At 43.6% G+C, this 19,870-nt stretch carries 21 protein-coding genes; 18 read left to right on the forward strand and 3 right to left on the reverse strand.

Features of this window, described 5'->3' with window-relative positions; genetic code table 11:
* Positions 1–27: 27 nt before the first annotated feature.
* On the reverse strand, positions 28–702 hold the full coding sequence (locus K6T91_04745; GenBank protein ID MCL6472102.1) for a hypothetical protein: 675 nt from the start codon (positions 700–702) through the stop codon (positions 28–30).
* A gap of 274 nt (positions 703–976) precedes the next feature.
* On the opposite strand from K6T91_04745, the gene K6T91_04750 reads away from it, so the two are divergent.
* The 18 genes from K6T91_04750 (at position 977) to K6T91_04835 (ending at position 17,257) form a co-directional block, all read left to right on the forward strand.
* On the forward strand, positions 977–1,561 hold the full coding sequence (locus K6T91_04750; protein MCL6472103.1) for an epoxyqueuosine reductase QueH: 585 nt from the start codon (positions 977–979) through the stop codon (positions 1,559–1,561).
* A complete protein-coding gene (locus K6T91_04755) occupies positions 1,539–1,769 on the forward strand; it encodes a DUF2905 domain-containing protein (GenBank protein ID MCL6472104.1) in 231 nt (76 codons plus the stop codon). Before K6T91_04750 ends, K6T91_04755 begins: the two co-directional genes overlap by 23 nt.
* A gap of 6 nt (positions 1,770–1,775) precedes the next feature.
* A complete protein-coding gene (gene queA, locus K6T91_04760) occupies positions 1,776–2,798 on the forward strand; it encodes a tRNA preQ1(34) S-adenosylmethionine ribosyltransferase-isomerase QueA (GenBank protein ID MCL6472105.1) in 1,023 nt (340 codons plus the stop codon).
* A 120-nt stretch (positions 2,799–2,918) separates the two neighbouring features.
* Positions 2,919–4,037 carry a tRNA guanosine(34) transglycosylase Tgt gene (gene tgt, locus K6T91_04765; protein ID MCL6472106.1) on the forward strand — a complete coding sequence of 373 codons (1,119 nt, stop codon included), beginning with the start codon at positions 2,919–2,921 and terminating at the stop codon, positions 4,035–4,037.
* A 23-nt stretch (positions 4,038–4,060) separates the two neighbouring features.
* On the forward strand, positions 4,061–4,351 hold the full coding sequence (gene yajC, locus K6T91_04770) for a preprotein translocase subunit YajC (GenBank protein ID MCL6472107.1): 291 nt from the start codon (positions 4,061–4,063) through the stop codon (positions 4,349–4,351).
* A gap of 122 nt (positions 4,352–4,473) precedes the next feature.
* Positions 4,474–5,385, forward strand: coding sequence for a site-specific tyrosine recombinase XerD (gene xerD, locus K6T91_04775; GenBank protein MCL6472108.1), 912 nt, complete (start codon positions 4,474–4,476; stop codon positions 5,383–5,385).
* Positions 5,386–5,402: 17 nt separating this feature from the next.
* Positions 5,403–6,203 (forward strand): RNA polymerase sigma factor WhiG, encoded by an 801-nt coding sequence (gene whiG / locus K6T91_04780; protein MCL6472109.1) that lies wholly within the window; start codon positions 5,403–5,405, stop codon positions 6,201–6,203.
* Positions 6,204–6,354: 151 nt separating this feature from the next.
* Positions 6,355–7,182, forward strand: a complete 828-nt coding sequence (gene rpsB, locus K6T91_04785; GenBank protein MCL6472110.1) for a 30S ribosomal protein S2 — start codon at positions 6,355–6,357, stop codon at positions 7,180–7,182.
* 184 nt (positions 7,183–7,366) lie between these two features.
* Positions 7,367–7,966 carry a translation elongation factor Ts gene (tsf, locus tag K6T91_04790; GenBank protein ID MCL6472111.1) on the forward strand — a complete coding sequence of 200 codons (600 nt, stop codon included), beginning with the start codon at positions 7,367–7,369 and terminating at the stop codon, positions 7,964–7,966.
* A 161-nt stretch (positions 7,967–8,127) separates the two neighbouring features.
* Entirely contained in the window at positions 8,128–8,856 is a 729-nt protein-coding gene (gene pyrH / locus K6T91_04795) for a UMP kinase (protein ID MCL6472112.1), read from the forward strand.
* Position 8,857: 1 nt separating this feature from the next.
* Positions 8,858–9,415, forward strand: coding sequence for a ribosome recycling factor (gene frr / locus K6T91_04800; protein ID MCL6472113.1), 558 nt, complete (start codon positions 8,858–8,860; stop codon positions 9,413–9,415).
* 112 nt (positions 9,416–9,527) lie between these two features.
* On the forward strand, positions 9,528–10,310 hold the full coding sequence (locus K6T91_04805; protein MCL6472114.1) for an isoprenyl transferase: 783 nt from the start codon (positions 9,528–9,530) through the stop codon (positions 10,308–10,310).
* Positions 10,311–10,333: 23 nt separating this feature from the next.
* On the forward strand, positions 10,334–11,140 hold the full coding sequence (locus tag K6T91_04810; GenBank protein MCL6472115.1) for a phosphatidate cytidylyltransferase: 807 nt from the start codon (positions 10,334–10,336) through the stop codon (positions 11,138–11,140).
* 174 nt (positions 11,141–11,314) lie between these two features.
* A complete protein-coding gene (locus K6T91_04815; protein MCL6472116.1) occupies positions 11,315–12,466 on the forward strand; it encodes a 1-deoxy-D-xylulose-5-phosphate reductoisomerase in 1,152 nt (383 codons plus the stop codon).
* Between the two features lie 74 nt (positions 12,467–12,540).
* Positions 12,541–13,632, forward strand: a complete 1,092-nt coding sequence (rseP, locus tag K6T91_04820; protein ID MCL6472117.1) for an RIP metalloprotease RseP — start codon at positions 12,541–12,543, stop codon at positions 13,630–13,632.
* 1 nt (position 13,633) lies between these two features.
* The gene (ispG, locus tag K6T91_04825; GenBank protein ID MCL6472118.1) at positions 13,634–14,722 is read left to right on the forward strand and encodes a flavodoxin-dependent (E)-4-hydroxy-3-methylbut-2-enyl-diphosphate synthase; all 1,089 of its coding nucleotides are present in this window, start codon (positions 13,634–13,636) and stop codon (positions 14,720–14,722) included.
* 144 nt (positions 14,723–14,866) lie between these two features.
* A complete protein-coding gene (locus tag K6T91_04830; GenBank protein MCL6472119.1) occupies positions 14,867–16,597 on the forward strand; it encodes a proline--tRNA ligase in 1,731 nt (576 codons plus the stop codon).
* Entirely contained in the window at positions 16,598–17,257 is a 660-nt protein-coding gene (locus tag K6T91_04835) for a glycosyltransferase family 2 protein (protein MCL6472120.1), read from the forward strand.
* Here K6T91_04835 and K6T91_04840 read toward each other — a convergent pair whose 3' ends face one another.
* Both K6T91_04840 and cadA read right to left on the reverse strand, forming a co-directional pair.
* Positions 17,258–17,452 carry a 4Fe-4S binding protein gene (locus tag K6T91_04840; protein ID MCL6472121.1) on the reverse strand — a complete coding sequence of 65 codons (195 nt, stop codon included), beginning with the start codon at positions 17,450–17,452 and terminating at the stop codon, positions 17,258–17,260. It abuts the gene before it with no gap.
* A gap of 35 nt (positions 17,453–17,487) precedes the next feature.
* Positions 17,488–19,869 carry a cadmium-translocating P-type ATPase gene (cadA, locus tag K6T91_04845; GenBank protein ID MCL6472122.1) on the reverse strand — a complete coding sequence of 794 codons (2,382 nt, stop codon included), beginning with the start codon at positions 19,867–19,869 and terminating at the stop codon, positions 17,488–17,490.
* Position 19,870 lies beyond the last annotated feature (1 nt).

The following is a 19,870-nucleotide window of genomic DNA, read 5'->3' on the forward strand; positions in this document are numbered from 1 at the left end:
TTGAGCGGTGCCTATCACCGGAGTAGTTCACCGGAGTAAACTAAGTGCGTTTATATATTTTGGAATATAGGTGGTAAGCACAGGTCCGTGGCCGGGGGCTATGTATTTTATATTGAGGTTGCAAAGCCTTCGTATTGCATCCCTTGCGATCTCAGAATCTCCAATATGCGTATCGTAATATGCTTCGATCAACTCCGTGATATCATTGCTATTGACTGTAGCCCACCTGAAGACTGTTGTCGAGAAAGCTTCACCTGAGAACAAAATGGCGCTGTAATCGCTATAGACAAAAACAGCATCCGGAGAGCCCACAAATGGGGCAGAGTAGAAATGAAGGGTATTATGGCCGATATTAAGCGTATCCTCATCCTCAATAATCATAGGCTGGATAAGAATTCCGTATAAGCCTAGGCGAAAAGCTTCATATTCGCTTGTTACAATACGGGCCTGAGGCGCAAGTTCTGCCAGGGAGCTTACTCCACCGGCATAAGCTATATCTGCTTGATTCAAAACTATATACTGTATTTCGTGAGGTTCGATTACAGACCTAACTTTTGTTAATAAAGAGTCAACAGTTATAGGGGCGCCTGTGTTAATAAGGGTTGGATATTCATCGATTATAAGATAAGCGTTTATAGACAGGCCTGAGGCCGGGATGTAGGTTCCTACCCAATAAATGCCTCTTTTATCACTTAAAGCCATGTTAACACCTCTAAGTAGTTGCAACAGCTGACGACCATAAGAAAGCATTATGTTTAAGCTGCTAAACGGGTATATACCTAAAAGTCAAGCAGCGCAATATAAAACCAGCTGAACCGGTTTTGCATATATATTCCAGACATTGATAGAAAATATCGGGAGAAATAAAATTGATGTAGCTTTTAGAAATTAGCGAACAGCGATCGGCTGTTAGGTCAAATACAATCTATAATGCCAAAATATCGGCAGATAGCCGATCGCTAAAAAGGGTGGTAATATGCGTAATCTGCTGGTACATACATGCTGCGGGCCATGTTTTGCGTATCCTTACAGCGTGTTAAAAGACGAGTTTAATATAACAAGTTATTTCTATAACCCGAATATACATCCGTCCATGGAGTATATTAGGCGCCTTGAAGCGCTAGCAGAGTTCTGCAGATTAAATAAAGTAGAACTTAAGGTTGGGGAGTATGACCCAAAGATATATTTCAAGGAAATTGCCGGAAGAGAGGGCGATAGGTGCCGGATATGCTATAGTATTAGGCTAAATGAGGCTGCGCGCTTTGCAGCGGAGAATGGATATAGTGCTTTTACTACAACATTGCTAGTCAGCCCGTATCAGAAACATGATGCCATAAAGGATGCAGGAGAAGAGGCCGGAAATAAATACAGAATAGAGTTTAAATACTGGGACTTTCGCCATGGGTTTAGAGCAGGCCAGGAGAGGGCGAAAGAGCTAAATCTTTATCGGCAGCCATATTGCGGGTGCGTATTTAGCGAGTTCGAGAGATACTCAAAGAAACTTGAAAAAAGCGTTAAAAAGGTTAGGGACGGTAAATATGAACTTGGAGCAATTGGGTAAGTTTTTGATCATGTTTGCCGCTATCATCGCGGTTACAGGCATCGTCATATTTCTTATCGGCAAAGGCTTTGGCATAGGCAGGCTTCCGGGAGATATATTATTGCGCCGAAATGGCTGGAGCGTGTTTATACCAATAGCCACGTCTATTTTATTAAGCGTGATATTAACAATTTTGCTGAATGTAATCATATGGTTATTCAGGCGGTAAGAGGCTGTGAGGACAGAAGAATTCGACTACAAATTACCTGAAAATTTAATTGCACAGGTGCCGGTTGAGCCGCGAGACGCCTCGCGGCTCATGGTTATTCATAGAGACACGGGCGAAATTGAGAACCGAATCTTTAGAGACATAAAAGATTATTTAAATCCTGGAGATTGTCTCGTAATAAATGATACAAAAGTAATCCCAGCAAGGCTTATGGGACAAAAGGCTGGAACTGGAGGTCAAGTTGAGATATTCCTGCTGTCGGAGGTCGAGAGCAATTTATGGGAGGCCCTAGTTAGACCAGGTAGAAGGCTGAGACCTGGAGCCGAAGTAATATTTAAAAATGGGAAGTTGACCGCAAAAATAGTTAAGCAACTGGCTAATGGAGAGAGGCTGGTATCGTTTCAGTATGAGGGGGATTTCAATGAAATCCTTGATGAGATCGGGGAAGTGCCGCTTCCTCCGTATATAACCAAACCCATAGAGAAAATGGACAGATACCAGACAATCTACGCGAGAAGTAGCGGGTCTGTGGCGGCGCCTACAGCAGGGCTTCATTTTACGCCCGAGTTGATGAAAAGTCTTGAAAGCAAGGGGATAGTTATCGTGGCAGTGACGCTTCGTGTGGGTTTAGATACTTTCCGGCCCGTAAGGGAAGAAGTAGTAGAGGACCATAGAATGCATAGCGAGATGTATAATGTAACCGAAGAGGCTGCAAATGTGATCAACGAAACTAGAAGTAGGGGGGGGAGAATCGTCGCGGTAGGGACAACGTCGGTGCGGGTCCTTGAATCTGCAGGAAAGAGTGGAAAAGTAGTAGCGGGTACCAATAGCACAAAATTATTTATCTACCCGGGCTATAAATTTAAGATGGTGGATGCATTGATAACAAACTTTCATCTGCCGAAGTCGACTCTGTTGATGCTGGTTGCGGCTTTTGCCGGCAAGGAGCTAATATTGAGGGCATATCAGGAAGCAATCGATAGGCACTATAGATTTTATAGCTTCGGCGATGCGATGTTTATCATATAATTATAGTGCCAAAGTAAACAAGTGCCAAAATGCCAGGTTTTTATATATCGATTTCGGCATCATATTGCTTTAGCAAATACAGATATAACTCGGCACATTAAGCCCAATGTGGAGGGTTAAGTGATATCGTTTGAAGTTGTTCACGAAGATAAAAAGACAAGGGCACGAGCGGGGGTTTTAAGGACTCCGCATGGTGAAATAGAGACGCCTGTATTTATGCCGGTTGGAACAAGGGCTACTGTTAAAGCGATGACACCTGAAGAGCTTAAGACTATAGGTGTTCAAATAATATTATCAAATACATACCATATCTATTTAAGGCCTGGTCACGATTTAATAAGGGATGCGGGAGGACTGCATTCCTTTATGCATTGGGACAGGCCCATACTTACCGATAGCGGTGGGTTTCAGGTATTTAGTCTAAGCGAGATGCGAAAAATTACAGATGAGGGTGTAGAATTTCGGTCAATAATAGACGGATCGGTTCATTTCTTTACTCCAGAGAGGGTAATGGAGATACAGGAAGCTATAGGAGCTGATATTATGATGGTCTTGGATGAACCAGTAAAATATCCGTCTGAAAAAAAAGATGCTGAGATTGCGCTCAAAAGGACATTTGATTGGGCAAAAAGATGCAAAAAAGCCCAAAAAACAAATCAAGCGTTATTTGGAATAATACAGGGCGGTACATTTAAAGATTTACGATTTCAAAGTGCAGAGCTTACTGTAAGCCTTGACTTTCCGGGGTACGCGATTGGCGGTTTGAGTGTTGGTGAGCCCCATACTGTAATGTATGAAGTTCTCGACTATACTGTGCCGGTGTTACCGAAAAACAAACCCAGATATGTAATGGGGTTGGGTGATCCAACAAGTCTTATTGAATCTATAGCGCTGGGTGTTGATATGTTTGATTGTGTTTTACCGACTAGAGTTGCAAGAAATGGCCTTGCTATGACTTCGGTTGGAAAGCTAAATATGAGAAACGCAAAGTATGCAAAGGATTTTTCGAAACTAGACCCCAATCACGATTGCTATACATGCAGGAATTATACGCGCGCATATATAAGGCATCTAGTCCAATCAAATGAAATATTGGGGGCTAGGCTTCTTACGTGGCATAACCTGTCATTTCTGGTAGACGTCATGAAAGAGGCGAGGTTAGCGATAATACAGGATAGATTTGCTGAGTTTCGGGCAGATTTCCTTGTAGAGCATGAGGATGAATTTGGTGTGATTTAAGGTTGCGAAGGGAGAGTTAATTAATGGTAAGAAGTCAGATAAGCTCAGAATTGCTGCTGATAATTTACGTTATCATATTTGCGGCTGCCTATTACTTCTTGCTAGTGCTTCCGCAGAGGCGAAGAGCACAGGAGAGGCAAAAGTTGGTAGAAAGTCTAAAGGTGAACTCAGAAGTTATAACGATCGGCGGAATAATTGGGACCGTTAAAAGAATTGAGGAAGATATTGTATACTTAGAGGTAGCTGATAAGGTAACTTTACGGGTAACTAAAGATGCCATCGGGGCAGTGATCGAAGAAAGAAAAAAGATGTAAGAGGTCGCTTTTATTAAAGGAATCTTGATTATCAGACAAATTAGCCGATAAATACCATAGCAATAGATATAGTAATAGTAGATACTAGTAATTACTCGCAGCTGATAAAGGAATAATTACAGATGGGTACGCAGGAAGCGGAAGCACTGGAAAGATTTCTTAAGCATCTGATGGCAGAAAGAAACCTCGCAAAAAACTCTATCGAGGGATATTCTAACGACGTTTTACACTTCCTTAGCTTTTTAGAAAAGCGTGAAATAAAGTTAGATGATGCAGGCTACAGAGTATTAAGAACTTATCTTGCCCACCTCCAGGCGAGTGATTACAGTAGAAAAAGCATAGCAAGGAAGCTTTCTGCTATAAGAGCTTTCTACAGGTTTATGCAAAGGCAAAAAGGCGACTCTAAGAATCCTGCAGAGATCATTTCGACACCAAAAATTGAAAATAAACTGCCCAAGTTTTTAAAGGAAAATGATGTGAGAACCCTGATCTCTTTGCCTGATGTATCTTCACCGCAAGGATTGAGGGATAAGGCCATCCTGGAGATGCTATATGCTGCTGGAATTCGAGTAGGTGAACTGGTAGGGTTGAACCTTAACGATATAGATTACCGGAAGCTGGAGGTAAGAGTTTTCGGAAAAGGCAGAAAAGAGCGTATAGTTCCATTACACCAGGAGGCTGCAGATGCGCTGCGCGCCTACATAAAAGACGGAAGAAGAGTATTTGCAAAGAGAAGGGACGCAGAAAAAGGCGCAACAACCGCTCTCTTTTTAAACTTTAAAGGTGAAAGGCTTACCACACACGGCGTTAGAAGCATAATGGCGAAATATGTAAAGCAAGCCGGGCTAAGCCGCGGTATAACCCCGCACGCAATACGCCATTCGTTCGCGACTCATCTTCTAGAAGCTGGGGCTGATTTAAGATATATACAGGAACTACTTGGACACGTTGATTTATCGTCAACTCAAGTTTATACTCATTTAAGTAAGAGAAGGCTTAGGGATATATATTTGCGATCGCATCCTAGAGCATAAGTAGCCATACTCGGTTCATGGGGGCAAGTGTGAATATACGACAGGAAACCGACATAAATGGGCTCTGGCAAGAATACAAAGAAAAAGATTGCCAAGAATCGAGAGACAAGTTAATACTTCATTACTCACCGCTTGTAAAATACATCGCAGGACGTATTTCTGCGAATCTACCCCAGAGCGTAGATCAGGCCGATCTGGTAAGCTATGGAATATTTGGCCTGATCGATGCGATAGAAAAATACGATACGAGCAGGGATATAAAATTCGAAACATACGCTATAAGCAGGATTAAAGGTGCAATAATCGATGAGTTGCGAGCTCTAGATTGGGTGCCACGGTCTGTAAGATACAGGGCGCGTGAGCTTGAACGTGTATATTATGAGCTGGAAAACAAATTAAGGCGAGTACCTACCGACGAGGAAGTTGCAAAAGCAATGGGCATGACCCTTGAGGAGTATAACGAGCTATTAAACCAGCTTAGCTATACATCGGTGCTTGCATTGGAAGAGCTCTGGAGTGTTGGCGAAAAGGACGATAAAGTAAGCCTGATTGATAGTATCGAAGACACGACAAGCCCTGATCCGGCACAGACTTTTGAGTTTGAAGAAATGAAAGGGATCCTTGCAGATGCCATAAAGAAGCTCCCAGAACGGGAACGTACTGTTATAGCGCTTTATTATTATGATGGACTGACGCTTAGGGAGATTGGCGATATTCTGGGCGTTACGGAGTCAAGGGTATCACAGCTACATACTAAGGCAGTACTAAGGCTAAAAGCAAAAATGAGAAGCGCCCAAATAGTCCAACATGAAGGATAAATATTACAAATCCTCATAACACTTGCTCAAAATCCTGCCAGTATGTTAAACTTACTCAAATTACGCACGTCGGCGGATTCTGTTCTGGTGCCTGAATGGTCGAACAGAAGATGAAACCGGCGGAGGAAAAAACCAGAAAGGAGGTGCAGAGATGGCGGTTGTTTCCATGAAGCACCTTTTAGAAGCGGGAGTCCACTTCGGTCACCAGACCCGCAGGTGGAACCCAAAAATGAAACCATATATCTTTACAGAGAGAAATGGCATCTACATTATTGACCTTCAGAAGACACTCGAGCTTCTAGAAAGGGCCTACGCTTTCATAAAGGAAGTATCTTCAAGGGGTGAACAAATCCTATTCGTTGGAACCAAAAAGCAAGCGCAAGAAGCTGTGCGTGAAGAGGCTACAAAGTGCGCGATGCCCTATGTAAGCCACCGCTGGCTTGGCGGAATGCTGACCAACTTTAGGACAATTCATAGTCGCGTTAAAAGACTCGAGGAGCTAGAGCGAATAATCGAAGAAAGCCCGACCCACATGTCGAAGAAGGAGCTTCTAAAGATCGGTGCTGAGAAAGAAAAACTCGAGCGTAACCTCGGCGGTATCCGGAATATGAATAAGCTTCCTGGGGCTGTGTTTATTATCGATCCAAGGAAGGAAAGGATAGCCGTTCAGGAGGCAAGACGCTTAGAAATACCGATAGTTGCCATTGTCGACACAAATTGCGACCCGGATGAGATTGATTATGTGATTCCGGGCAACGATGATGCAATCCGAGCAGTTACGTTAATAACCAGGGTTATTGCAGATGCAGCGTTGGAGGGCCGCGAGATATGGCAGGCTGAAATGGGGGCTGTAGAAGAGGCTGAAGAGGCGCCTGCTGCCGAAGCACCAGAGGAGACTTTAAGCGTTCATGTCACCGATACGCCTGCGGCTAGCCTTGCTGCTGAAGAAGAAGCGGTTAATGAAGAACTTGAGAAGTAAGAGGTTTTAAGTCGAAAAAACGAAGAGGCATATTTACAGAAATGGCTACGTCAAGTTACCCGTTTTCGCTTGTGTGGAAGCGGGTAACGTGTATGTACGGCAGCGTAAGTTGCCGTACAAAGGCGTAGCATAAGAACAATTGGTTGAATGATGAGATTGTAAAGAGATAAATAGGAGGTTTGGGATGGAAATTACAGCGGCTGCAGTAAATGAGCTTAGAAAGCTAACAGGCGCCGGTATGATGGATTGTAAGAAAGCCTTGCAAGAGGCAAAAGGTGATATTGTTGAGGCCACCGATATATTACGAAAAAAAGGATTAGCGTCGTTGGCAAAAAGAGCTGGAAAAGAAGCAAAAGAGGGCGTCATCGACTCCTATATTCATGCAGGAGGGAAAATAGGTGTCCTCGTTGAAGTAAACAGCGAGACCGATTTTGTTGCAAGGAGTGAAGATTTTCGCCAATTTGCGCACGATGTTGCACTCCAAATTGCGGCAGGTAACCCGCTTTATGTATCGAGAGAGGACGTGCCCGATGATGTAATCCAGAAGGAGATGGATATCTATCGAGCTCAGGGAGCCGAAGAAGGAAAGCCGGAAAATGTTCTAGATAAAATAGCAGCAGGACGTCTTGAGAAATACTTCCAGCAAGTTGTTTTAATGGAGCAAGCATTCGTCAAGAACCCGGATATAACGATAAAAGATTATCTGGGTGAGGTTGCTGCAAAACTTGGTGAGAACATAGGGGTGAGACGCTTCGTTAGGTACGAGCTAGGAGAGACGATATAAACTTTGCTATTTATGGATTACATGTTGCTCTAACGTTTCTCTTTTAGGGAGAGGTGGAGGTAAAATCTTTTGGCATGTAGACTAGAATCACATACCTTCGCTCGATAAACTAGAAACTAGAAACTAGAAACTAGAAACCATAAATTATAAACACGGAGAGTTTGATGACTCATTATAAATATAAAAGGGTTCTTTTAAAGCTGAGCGGGCAATCCCTTGCAGGCAAGGGAGGGTACGGCATTGACCCTGAAGTAATGCTATCAATAGCTGAACAAATAAAGCAAATCTATGAAGACCATATTGAATTGGCAATTGTTGTTGGTGGCGGCAACATATTCCGCGGTTTCGAGGCAAGCTCTAAAGGAATGGATAGAACGACCGCAGATTATATAGGCATGCTGGCTACTGTAATGAACGCTCTCGCCTTACAGGAGGCGCTAGAAAGGGAAGGCGTAGTAACGAGGGTTCAATCTGCGATAACCATGCAAGAAGTAGCTGAGCCATATATAAGAAGGAGGGCGATGAGACACCTCGAAAAGGGAAGAGTTGTAATTTTTGCTGCAGGCACAGGGAATCCATTCTTTAGCACAGATACTGCCGCCGCTCTAAGGGCCCTTGAAATAGGCGCGGAAGCGATTCTGAAAGCAACAAGGGTTGATGGAATATACGACTCGGACCCGGAGAAAAATCCAAACGCTAAAAGGTTCTCAAAATTAAGCTATATAGAGGTTTTAAATAAAGGGCTGCGTGTCATGGATACCACAGCTATTTCACTCTGCATGGATAACAATATACCTATAATCGTATTCAATATAACAAGGCGTGATAATATAAGAAAAGTGCTTATGGGCGAGGATATCGGAACTGTAGTTGAGGGGGGTAACAACTAGTATGGTGCAGGATGTTTTTGCGCAGTCTGAAGAAAAGATGAAAAAGGCTGTTTCGGCTATAAAAAGCGAATTTGCTGGGGTAAGGACCGGAAGGGCTTCGGCAGCGTTATTTGATAGAATAACTGTGGATTACTACGGAACAAAAACACCTCTGAAACAAATAGCAAGCATTAGTACACCGGAGGCTCAGACTGCAATAATCCAACCGTGGGATAAAACAGCTATAGCGGCCATCGAAAAAGCAATTATGGCTTCAGATCTTGGCGTAACCCCTTCAAACGATGGAAACGTAATTAGGGTTCCCTTCCCTCCGTTAAGCGAAGAAAGAAGAAAAGACTTTGTAAAGCTTGTAAAAAAAATGGCTGAGGACGGGAAGGTAGCGATAAGAAACGTAAGACATGAGGCAAGAGACGACTTGAAAGACCTCGAAGAAGAAAAAATGATATCTGAAGATGAGAGAAAACGTGCCGAGAAGAAGATAGATGAGTTGACTGAGAAATACGTAAAAGAGATAGATGCGCTCCTGCAGCACAAAGAAAAAGAGATAATGGAAGTATAAGAATAAGGTGCGGGAGCTTGATCTTAAGTTTAGCGATTGCACTGGAAAAAGTAAAAATTTCAGAGGACATTCAGCCAGGGTTGTGTCGCAACCCCTTGAAGAAGGTATAAGTTTGGCAAGAGTTAGACCAGGTTTTCGCCGTAGTAGCCTGTATGCGAGCGAGGGCCTTTCTATAGATGAAATAAAAAAAGGTGAGATACCGAGGCATGTTGCCATAATAATGGATGGTAACGGGCGATGGGCAAAAAGCCGAGGAAAGCCAAGGCTATATGGGCATAAGGCCGGAGCCAAGGCTATAAGAGAAGTAATAGAAGTGGCTCCGGAAATTGGAGTCGAGTACCTAACCCTATACACTTTCTCAACGGAGAACTGGAAAAGACCTAAGCAAGAAGTATCTGGATTAATGCGCATATTTGAAGAACAACTTAACAAAGAGATTGATGAGCTTGACCAAAACGGCGTTAGAATAAGAGCAATAGGTCGCCTGGATGATATACCTGCCTCAACCCGGAAGGCATTTCGATCTGCAGAAGAGCGCACTAAAAACAACAGTAGGCTGAACTTAAATATCGCTTTAAACTATAGCGGACGGGCTGAAATTGTTGACGCTGTAAACGCTATCTGTAAAGCCAGAAGTGAAGGAAAAGAAAAGTTAGAAATTGATGAGGAAATATTCTCGCGTTACATGTATACTTCAAATATGCCAGACCCTGAGTTGCTTATTAGAACAAGCGGCGAGTTAAGGGTCAGCAATTTTTTGCTATGGCAAATCGCTTATGCAGAAATATGGATAACCGATAAGTACTGGCCGGATTTTGGTAAAAGCGATTTTATTCAGGCAATAGCGGATTTTCAGAAGAGAAGAAGAAGATTTGGCGGACTTGACGAAGATTAATGGTAGCAGCACAGGAGCCATAGATGCTTAGGGAGAGAGTTATTAGTGCGGTCGTTGGTGTACCGATAATAGTACTTTTTTTGTTACTGGGAAAATATTTCTTTACATTCTTAATATTAGTTATAGTGGCAGTAGGCTTGGACGAACTCTATTCGATTTTCGTGCTTAGAGATCTAAAACCAAATATTGTTGTAGGTATGCTGGGGGCTATTGCCCTGGTCATAGCAGCTCTTGTTGGTGCGAAAAGCGGACTAGTTGCCGTTCTTTCAGCAATAGTGATAGCTGTGCTGATATGGCAGATATTTACGCAGGGCAGCATAATAAATACAGGACTAACGCTGGCAGGAATTCTATATGTTGCATTCACGCTCAGCCATATGGTATTGCAATATAACCTGAGCTTCGGCAGAATTGGCGTCTTAATGGTTTTTATTGGAACATGGCTCAGCGACATAGCTGCTTATTTCGTGGGAAGCGCTATTGGAAAGAGAAAAATAGCTCCATCTATTAGCGCAAACAAAACGCTTGAAGGGCTTGTAGCAGGGCTTATAACCCCTGCTGTCGTGCTTGCTATACTGTTTACACTGCCTTGGCTTCCATTTGCAGCTGAACAAGGGATATTTATAGCTATTCTAAAAGGTTTTGGAATGGGGCTTATCATAGGCATATTTGCGCCGTTCGGAGATCTTGTCGAATCAAGGATAAAAAGAGAAATGAGAGTTAAGGATTCTGGAGCGATAATTCCGGGCCATGGCGGCGTATTGGATAGGTTCGACAGCGTATTATTTACGTCAGTGGCGGGATATTATTTTTGGTTGTTGGTTAAATAAGCTATTAGCGATAAGCTAACGGCTGTCGGCTGGAGTTATAAATCCTGGACTGACGGCTAATAGCCGAAAAGCTAATAGCTTTTCTTGTTGCATGCGAAGGCTATTTATTGTCCCGGGTTTAGCGATGAATTAAACACTGTTTAAACAGAATAGTTACCGAAAGGAAGTATTCCCTTGAAAAATATTGTTATTCTGGGATCGTCAGGATCAATAGGGAGGCAGACAATAGATGTGGTGGCCAGATATCCTGATATGTTTGACGTAATCGGGCTGGCGGTCCATAGCAATATAGAGATTCTGGAAGCGCAAATACAAAAAGTAAAGCCGCGTGTAATTGTAGTTGTTGACGAACATTCAGCAAAAGCTTTTAAAAGCAAGCTTAAAAAGGGGATAAAGTTACTTACAGGAGTTGAGGGGCTAGAGCAGTTAGCATCCTATTCTGATGCCGATGTAGTGCTAAACGCGCTGGTGGGCTCAGTCGGCCTAAAACCGACTTTAGCTGCTTTGAGGGCAGGCAAGACCCTGGCTTTAGCAAACAAAGAGTCGATGGTCGCAGGCGGTGCTATCGTTAAAAAGGCAAAAGAGGAATCAGGCGCAGAAATTTTGCCGGTTGATAGTGAGCACAACGCGATATTCCAGTGTATGATAGGCGAGAGAAAAAGCGAGATAAAGCGATTAATAATTACAGCGTCTGGAGGACCGTTTAGGGGCTATTCTAAGGAGGACCTTGAATCGGTAACCGTGGAGCAGGCGCTTGCGCACCCCAGGTGGACAATGGGCCCCAAAATAACGATAGACTCAGCAACATTGATGAACAAAGGACTCGAAGTTATAGAGGCATACTGGTTGTTTGATATCCCTTATGATAGAATTGATGTGCTCGTGCATCCGCAAAGTATTATTCACTCGATGGTAGAATTCAAGGATGGGTCGATAAAGGCGCACCTTGGGCAAACCGATATGAGAATACCGATTCAATATGCGCTATCTTATCCTGAAAGACTTGATTCGCCGCTTCCGCCGCTTGATTTTCTAGAAGTTGAAAAACTAACATTTGAGAAACCAGATAAGGATAGCTTTCCTTGCCTAAAATATGCGTTCGAAGTAATTGACATGGGCAGGACATATCCGGCGGTATTAAATGCTGCAAATGAAGAAGCGGTTGCCGCATTCTTAAGCGGAGAGATAAGTTTTATTGATATACCGAAGGTCATAAGGAGGGTTATTGATAAGCACGTCCCGGGCGATGAGACTGATTTGGGTATATTATTAGAAGTAGAAGATTGGGCAAGAGAAAAAGCAAGAGAAATTATAAAGGAATTATAATCTGATAGTCATAGGCGACCGTTAAGGTAAATTAAAGCGGCGGCAAGCAGACAGCGAAAAAGGAGTGGGTCTAAATTTATTATCTATATATCCTGATAGCGATTGTAGGGCTGGGATTAGTCATATTTATACATGAATTTGGGCATTTTCTGGCGGGAAAGATAATGGGCTTAAAGGTCAAGGAGTTTATGTTTGGTTTACCAGGCCCAAAGCTGTTTTCTTTTAGGTGGGGTGAGACTGAGTACGGTGCGACTATGATACCGTTCGGCGGATATGTAAAATTTGCTGGAGTGGAGTCAGAACTGCAGCTTGAAGAAGACGATGAGGATAAAGATACGCCTGCCGAGCGAAAATACGATACACAACCGCGTTGGAAAAAAGCGATTATCATGATAGCCGGGCCGTTCATGAACATGGTGCTACCGGTAATCCTGATAGCGATAGTACTTATTGTGCAAGGAGTACAGGTCGCCGACAATAGAAGCGTAATTGGTGAAGTTCTAAAGGGAAGCCCCGCCGCTGAGGTCGGTCTAAAACGGGGCGATAGAGTTATATCGATCGATGGACAAAAGGTCGATACATGGCAAGGCATGGTAAAAATTCTAAAGAATAAACCGGGCCAGCAGATTACGCTCGTAGTTAAAAGAGATGGCGATATTCTAACGCTAAAACCAACCCTCCAAGAGAAGGATGGGAACGGCTTTCTAGGCGTATCGATGAACCTGCTTCACAAACGCTTGCTTCCACACCAGGCCCTATATCATGGATTAATGCAGACGCTTGGATTCATAAAATTAATTGTCGTATCCTTATATAACGTCATAATCCATAAACCAGGTATTCTCGTAAAAGATAGCGCTGGTCCGGTTGGTATTACGGCAGTATCAGCGCAGATAGCGCAGAACAATTTCTGGGATTACATCATCTTTTTGGCCTTTATCAACGTTAATATTGGAATATTAAATCTATTCCCTTTCCCGCCATTAGATGGCGGAAGGCTCGCAATTCTAGGGGTGGAGGCACTAAAGAGAGGCCCGCTCAACAAAAAACTGGTTTTGGCTATCAATGCAGTTGGGATGGCATTGCTTCTTGCGTTTATGGTATTTATAGTGTTCTCAGATATTAGAAAGTTGGTTCAGGGGATTCCATTCCCCGGTGGAGGTTAGAATGGGCAGCAATACGCGAAAAGTAAAGATAGGCGATGTTATAATCGGCGGCGGAAATCCCGTCGCCGTTCAATCGATGACAAACAGTAAAACAGAAGATATTGGTGCAACAGTTGAACAAATTAGAGCTCTCGAAGAGGCAGGTTGCGAGCTTATCCGCGTAGCTGTCCCCACGAGCGAAGCTATTGCAGCGCTGTCGAAAATAAAGAAGGAAATAAAAATCCCATTAATAGCCGATATCCACTTCCATTGGGAGTACGCAATTGGTGCGATTGAGGCCGGAGTCGAAAAGATCAGAATAAACCCGGGCAATATCGGCGGCGAAGAATATGTCGCCAAAATAGTCATGAAAGCAAAGGAGAATGGCACTGCCATAAGAATAGGCGTTAACTCCGGTTCATTACATCCGAAATACTCAAAAGAGGAAGATGTAGCTACAGCTTTAGTTAAGAGCTGTCTTGAATATGTAAAATTTTGCGAAAACCTAGACTTTAATAGAATCGTTTTGTCTGTAAAGTCATCATCAGTTGTAAATTCAATAAAAGCTTACAGGATGCTGGCTGAGAGCACTGATTATCCGCTGCATTTGGGAATAACCGAGTCGGGTTCGTTAATGTCAGGAACGGTTAAGTCAGCTGTAGGGCTTGGCATATTGCTGTCAGAAGATATTGGGGACACTATGAGGGTATCTCTTTCGGCGGATCCAGTTCACGAGGTGCAGGTGGCTTATCAAATACTTCAAGCTCTAGAGCTGAGAATGTACGGCCCCGAAATTATATCCTGCCCAACATGCGGAAGATGCGATATAGATGTTATACCAGTTGTAGAAGAGATAGAAAAGCGGCTTGCTTCTATAAGAACACCATTGAAAGTAGCTATTATGGGGTGCGTAGTAAATGGCCCGGGTGAAGCTCGCGATGCCGATATTGGTATCGCGGGCGGCAAAAGAGAAGGCGTTGTTTTTAGGAAAGGAAAGGCAATAAGGCGTGTATCTTCAGACAACATGGCAGCGGAGCTAATGAGTGAGATCGAGAAACTTATCGATGATGTGAAGGAAGGCGAAAAGGCCGACGGTACCACAGATAAGTAAATGCCTAGTAATGCCACAATCCCCATTACTTATCCTCAAATGATCTGAGTTATAGGAGCAATCTCCTGAATTCTGCTTTTTATTATATAATAAAAACTATCTTAAGGGTTGATGCTTAAGCAGTCGGTTGGAGGAACTAGAAAAATGAAATTTTCAGAGCTTTATGCACCTACGTTGAAGGAAAGTCCGGCAGAGGCAGAAGTTATCAGTCACAAGCTGCTCTTGCGGGCGGGAATGATAAGAAAGGTAGCTACTGGCGTATATACTTTTATGCCGCTTGGATACAAGGTAATAAGGAAGATAGAGAAAATCATACGCGAAGAGATGGACAGGGTAGGAGGCCAGGAAATACTCATGCCCGTGATTCAACCAGCGGACGTTTGGAAGCAAACAGGGCGCTGGGATCAGTATGGCCCTGAGATGATGAGGCTAAAAGATAGACACGGAAGAGAATTTGCGCTTGGGCCAACACACGAGGAGCTTGTGACAACGCTTGTCAAGGATGAGTTAAGGTCATACAAACAGCTTCCGCTTACGTTATACCAAATTCAGGTAAAATTCAGGGACGAAATAAGACCAAGGTTTGGTCTTATGCGTGCACGTGAATTTATCATGAAGGATGCTTATAGCTTTAACGCTGATATTGAACAGCTGCAGAAGTCATACAGCGACATGTACGACGCGTATACGCGTATTTTTACAAGGTGCGGTTTGAATTTCAGGGCAATCGAAGCAGCGACGGGACTGATAGGCGGAAAAGTTTCTCAGGAGTTTACGGTACTTGCAGAATCGGGAGAGACCACGGTTTTATATTGCGAAAGATGCGATTATGCAGCGAGCGATGAGATTGCAACGACACGATTGCCAGAGCCATCGGACGAGGAAATCAAGCCGTCGGAGACGGTAAGCACACCAGGTGTAAAAAGCGTGGCCGAAGTATCGGCTTTTCTTGGTGTTCCTGAGACAAAAATAGTAAAAACACTAATATATAAGTTTGGCGCAAGAGAGCTTGCAGCGGTTCTTATAAGGGGAGATAGAGACGTAAACGAAGAAAAGCTATCGGCTGTATTGGGGACGAATGACTTCCACCTGCTTGCAGGGATGGAGTGGGAAGAATATCCAGAACTAATACAGGGATATGTCGGCCCTGTCGGGCTTAAGGACGTAAGGATCATTGCAGATAATGAAATATCGGTGATGAGAAATTTTGTCGTAGGCGCAAATAAAAAGGATGCACACATTGTAAACGTGAATGTAGGTGAAGACTTCCAGGTGAAGGAGTGGGCGGAAGTAAAGCTGGTAAAGGCGGGTGATCAGTGCCCCGAATGCGAAGGGAAGCTCCTTGAGACAAGAGGGATCGAAGTCGGGCAAATATTTCAACTTGGGGCAAAGTACAGCAGTGTGCTAGGGGCTGTTTTTGTTGATGAGGACGGTCAAACAAAGCCCTACATTATGGGGACTTATGGAATAGGAGTTAGCAGGACTGCCGCTGCAGCTATAGAGCAACATAATGATGAAAACGGGATAATCTGGCCGATATCAATTGCGCCGTACGAGGTTTCTATTATTGTTCTTAATTACGATAAGGATGAGCAAAGGGAGATTGGCGATAAGATATACAGGGGATTAGAGGAAAAAGGCGTTGAGGTAATAATCGATGATAGGGTAGAATCGGCAGGAAAGAAGTTTGCCGACTCAGATTTAATCGGTTTCCCGCTGCAGGTGATTATTGGTGGGAGAACAATCAAAAGTGGTAACGTAGAAGTCAAAAAAAGAGAAACAAATGAGAGAGTAGAGTTTCCGCTAGAGCAGGCGGTGGATGAAATAGCAGAGCTAGTAAAAGAGATGCATAAGAGCCTACAGCCGGAGGAGTAGATGGCAAACTCGCCAGAAAGAATAGCAGCCATTGTACCGGCGTATAATGAAGAAAATCAACTGGGTGCTGTATTAAAAGTTTTAACCAGGATTGATGAAATCGACGAGATAATTGTGGTAAATGATGGATCTATAGATCAGACATCGGCTGTAGCGAGGTCATATGGAGTCAAAGTTATAGATAAAGAAGTTAATGCCGGCAAAGGTGCAGCTATGCAGACGGGGATAAATTCGACCGATGCGGATATATTGCTTTTTATTGATGCAGATCTTTTAGGGCTAGAGGAAAGGCATATAAGAGATCTTCTGAATCCCCTGATAAGCGATAAAAAGCTGATGATGACGGTAGGGCGTTTTGTCGGCGGAAGACTAGCAACAGACCTTGCGCAGGCCCTTGTACCGACAATAACCGGACAGCGTGCTGTAAGGCGGGCTTTCTTTGAAGGTCTGTCTGACCTTAGCGATACGGGTTTCGGTGTCGAGATAGCGATAACGCAGCATGCCAGGAGGCAGGGATATAAGGTCGAAGAGGTATTGATCTCTGAGGTGAGCCAGGTTATGAAGGAAGAAAAACTTGGCAAAATTGCCGGTTTCAGGGCGCGACTTAAAATGTACGCCGATATATTAAAGCAGATCGCACGCAACAGTAAAAAGAAATGATTAAAACTCTTTTACAGCCATTGTGTCATAAGGGCATGCTGCTACGCATTTGGCACAGCCGTAGCAAAGATTCGTATCGACAGCAACGGGCTCGTCTTCATCTAACCTAAAGAGAGCTTTAGTGCTACAGGCCTTTAGAGCCAGGCATTTTTTACAGTATTTGCAGTTATCGAATTTAACTGTTGCTTTAATCATTTGAAATACCTCTTTTTAAGCAATCGGATTTTTAGCTATCCGCTATTTTTTTTGCTTGGGCTACCAGGGCTTGAAAGTAATCTCATTCCATTTAATATAACAAGAACAGCCATGCCGGTATCTGCAAACACAGCCATCCATAGACTTGCAGTACCTGCGATGCCAAGAACGATAAACAAAAACTTAATTGCAATTGCAGAAATAATATTCTGCTTGATAATTTTAAGCGCACGGCGTCCTAAATTTATCGTGTATGGAATGTTGGCTAGCTCATCGGCCATAAGTGCGATATCTGATGTTTCAAGAGCAATATCGGATCCTATTGCACCCATTGCAATCCCAATATCAGCACGGGATAAAGCAGGTGCATCGTTAACGCCGTCACCAACCATGGCTACCTTTCCATATTTTCGGGAAATCGCTTCAATAGATCTTACTTTATCTTCAGGCAGTAGATCCGCCTTATATTCCGAGATTCCGACCTGCGAGGCTATCTCTTTGGCAGTGCTTTTATTATCGCCGGTTAGCATGAAAATATCGGATATTCCGATGTCACGAAGCAGCTTGACGGTTCTCCTTGCATCGATACGCAATTTATCCGCAACAGCTATGATGCCAAGAAGTTTTTCATTTGTGCCAAGTATAAAGACGGTTTTTCCTTCCTGCTGCATAGCATAGCCAAGGGATTCGACCTCTGGATCTCTAATATTTAATTGCGCAAAAAGCTTCGGGTTACCGACGTAGAATGATTTCCCGCCTATATCAGCTTTAAGTCCAAGCCCCGGCATTGATAAAAACTCGCTAATCTCTAAGGGTTCTAGGTCGCGATCCTTTGCATAATCCAAAACCGCTTTTGCAAGCGGATGCGCCGATCTAGATTCTATAGAGCTTACAATTTGAACAATTTCTTTTTCTGTGTAGCCATTAAGCGATACAATGTCCGTAACGGCCGGCTGGCCGGTAGTTAGCGTGCCGGTTTTATCGAAAATAATCGTTGATACCTGTCCGGCTGCTTCAAGGTATGAACCGCCTTTAATAAGAACCCCGTTTCGCGAGGCCGCACCGATAGCGGCGGCAACCGCGACAGGAGTAGACAATACGAGAGCGCACGGACACGCTATGACTAGAAGAACAAGGGCTCTATAGAGCCAAGCAGTGAGAGGAAACCCAAAAATTGGCGGCACAATTGCAACCGCTAAGGCGGTAGCTATAACAGCGGGCGTATAATACCTTGAAAATTTATCAATGAAGCGCTGGGAATTAACTTTCTTTGATTGCGCATCTTCAATGAGGTGGATTATGTGTGAGAGAGTCGTATCCTTGGACTCCCTTGTGACCTCAATTTCGATATAGCCTTCGTGGTTGAAGGTACCGGCATAGACAGTATCGCCTACCTGTTTAGGAACTGGAAGCGATTCGCCTGTTATCGCCGATTGGTTTACCGATGAGGATCCATCTACGATGCGTCCATCAACAGGAATGCTTTCACCTGGCTTTACGATAACAATATCGCCAATGCGGACATCCTCGATGGAAACGACCCTGGTCCCTTCGCCCATCTTAACCGTTGCCGAATTTGGTGCAATTTCTAACAGGCTGCGTATGGCATGACGTGTCCTATCCATAGTATAGGCTTCAAGCATAGTGCCAAAGGCGAAAAGAAACATGACAGTGGCGGCTTCTTCCCATTGATGAAGAAACATGGCACCGATAACCGCAACTGTCATTAGCACGTTCATATCAAAAATAAACGATCTGATTGAGGAAACCGCACTTCTAGCAGGTCTATATCCGGCTATCGCAACTGTGGTTGCAAGTAGGGCAGTGTTGATGATTGACTCGCCAAATACAAATTGCAGAAACATTGCGAGTGAAAGAGGGATAGCCGAGATGATGGTGGTGAGGGCTCGCTTATCGGATAACCAGAATGACCTCCGCGATAGTTCGGCTTTAAAAGCCCCCTCGATATCGGCTGTGTACCCGATTGATTCAATAACCTTCAATATCATTGAAGAGGGAACAAGGTCTTCATGATGGTTTACAATAAGCTTGCCCGTTTCATAGGTTAAAAGCGCATATTCAACACCTTTAAGGGAAGAAATCTTTGCTTCAAGTTTCTTAGAGCAGTCGGGACAATCAAGGCCTTTTATGAAAAACACTGTTTTGCGAAGATTATCGCCCGCTTCAATTTCATATCCAAAATATTTTACCGTAGAGAGGATAGCTTCTCTATCGGTTAAAGATTGGTCATATTCTATATGAAGGTTCGCAGCGGAAAAGCTGACCGAAACGCCTTTAATTCCAGGCATTTTTCGAATTGCCTTTTCTACTTTTAACGCGCAGTCAGGGCAATCTAATCCGGCGATATGAATATTTTCTTGAACTAATTTATTTGAAGTAATCTTGTATGTTTCCATA

It is taken from the genome of Bacillota bacterium, assembly GCA_023511485.1.
In the GTDB taxonomy this organism is placed as follows: Bacteria; Actinomycetota; Aquicultoria; order Aquicultorales; family Aquicultoraceae; genus CADDYS01.

Coding starts and splice junctions, on each gene's coding strand:
- K6T91_04745 (MCL6472102.1), bottom strand. CDS start 702: ATGGCTTTAAGTGATAAAAGAGGCATTTATTGGGTAGGAACCTACATC.
- K6T91_04750 (MCL6472103.1), top strand. CDS start 977: ATGCGTAATCTGCTGGTACATACATGCTGCGGGCCATGTTTTGCGTAT.
- K6T91_04755 (MCL6472104.1), top strand. CDS start 1,539: ATGAACTTGGAGCAATTGGGTAAGTTTTTGATCATGTTTGCCGCTATC.
- yajC (MCL6472107.1), top strand. CDS start 4,061: ATGGTAAGAAGTCAGATAAGCTCAGAATTGCTGCTGATAATTTACGTT.
- xerD (MCL6472108.1), top strand. CDS start 4,474: ATGGGTACGCAGGAAGCGGAAGCACTGGAAAGATTTCTTAAGCATCTG.
- whiG (MCL6472109.1), top strand. CDS start 5,403: ATGGGGGCAAGTGTGAATATACGACAGGAAACCGACATAAATGGGCTC.
- rpsB (MCL6472110.1), top strand. CDS start 6,355: ATGGCGGTTGTTTCCATGAAGCACCTTTTAGAAGCGGGAGTCCACTTC.
- tsf (MCL6472111.1), top strand. CDS start 7,367: ATGGAAATTACAGCGGCTGCAGTAAATGAGCTTAGAAAGCTAACAGGC.
- frr (MCL6472113.1), top strand. CDS start 8,858: ATGGTGCAGGATGTTTTTGCGCAGTCTGAAGAAAAGATGAAAAAGGCT.
- K6T91_04810 (MCL6472115.1), top strand. CDS start 10,334: ATGCTTAGGGAGAGAGTTATTAGTGCGGTCGTTGGTGTACCGATAATA.
- ispG (MCL6472118.1), top strand. CDS start 13,634: ATGGGCAGCAATACGCGAAAAGTAAAGATAGGCGATGTTATAATCGGC.
- K6T91_04830 (MCL6472119.1), top strand. CDS start 14,867: ATGAAATTTTCAGAGCTTTATGCACCTACGTTGAAGGAAAGTCCGGCA.
- K6T91_04835 (MCL6472120.1), top strand. CDS start 16,598: ATGGCAAACTCGCCAGAAAGAATAGCAGCCATTGTACCGGCGTATAAT.
- K6T91_04840 (MCL6472121.1), bottom strand. CDS start 17,452: ATGATTAAAGCAACAGTTAAATTCGATAACTGCAAATACTGTAAAAAA.
- cadA (MCL6472122.1), bottom strand. CDS start 19,869: ATGGAAACATACAAGATTACTTCAAATAAATTAGTTCAAGAAAATATT.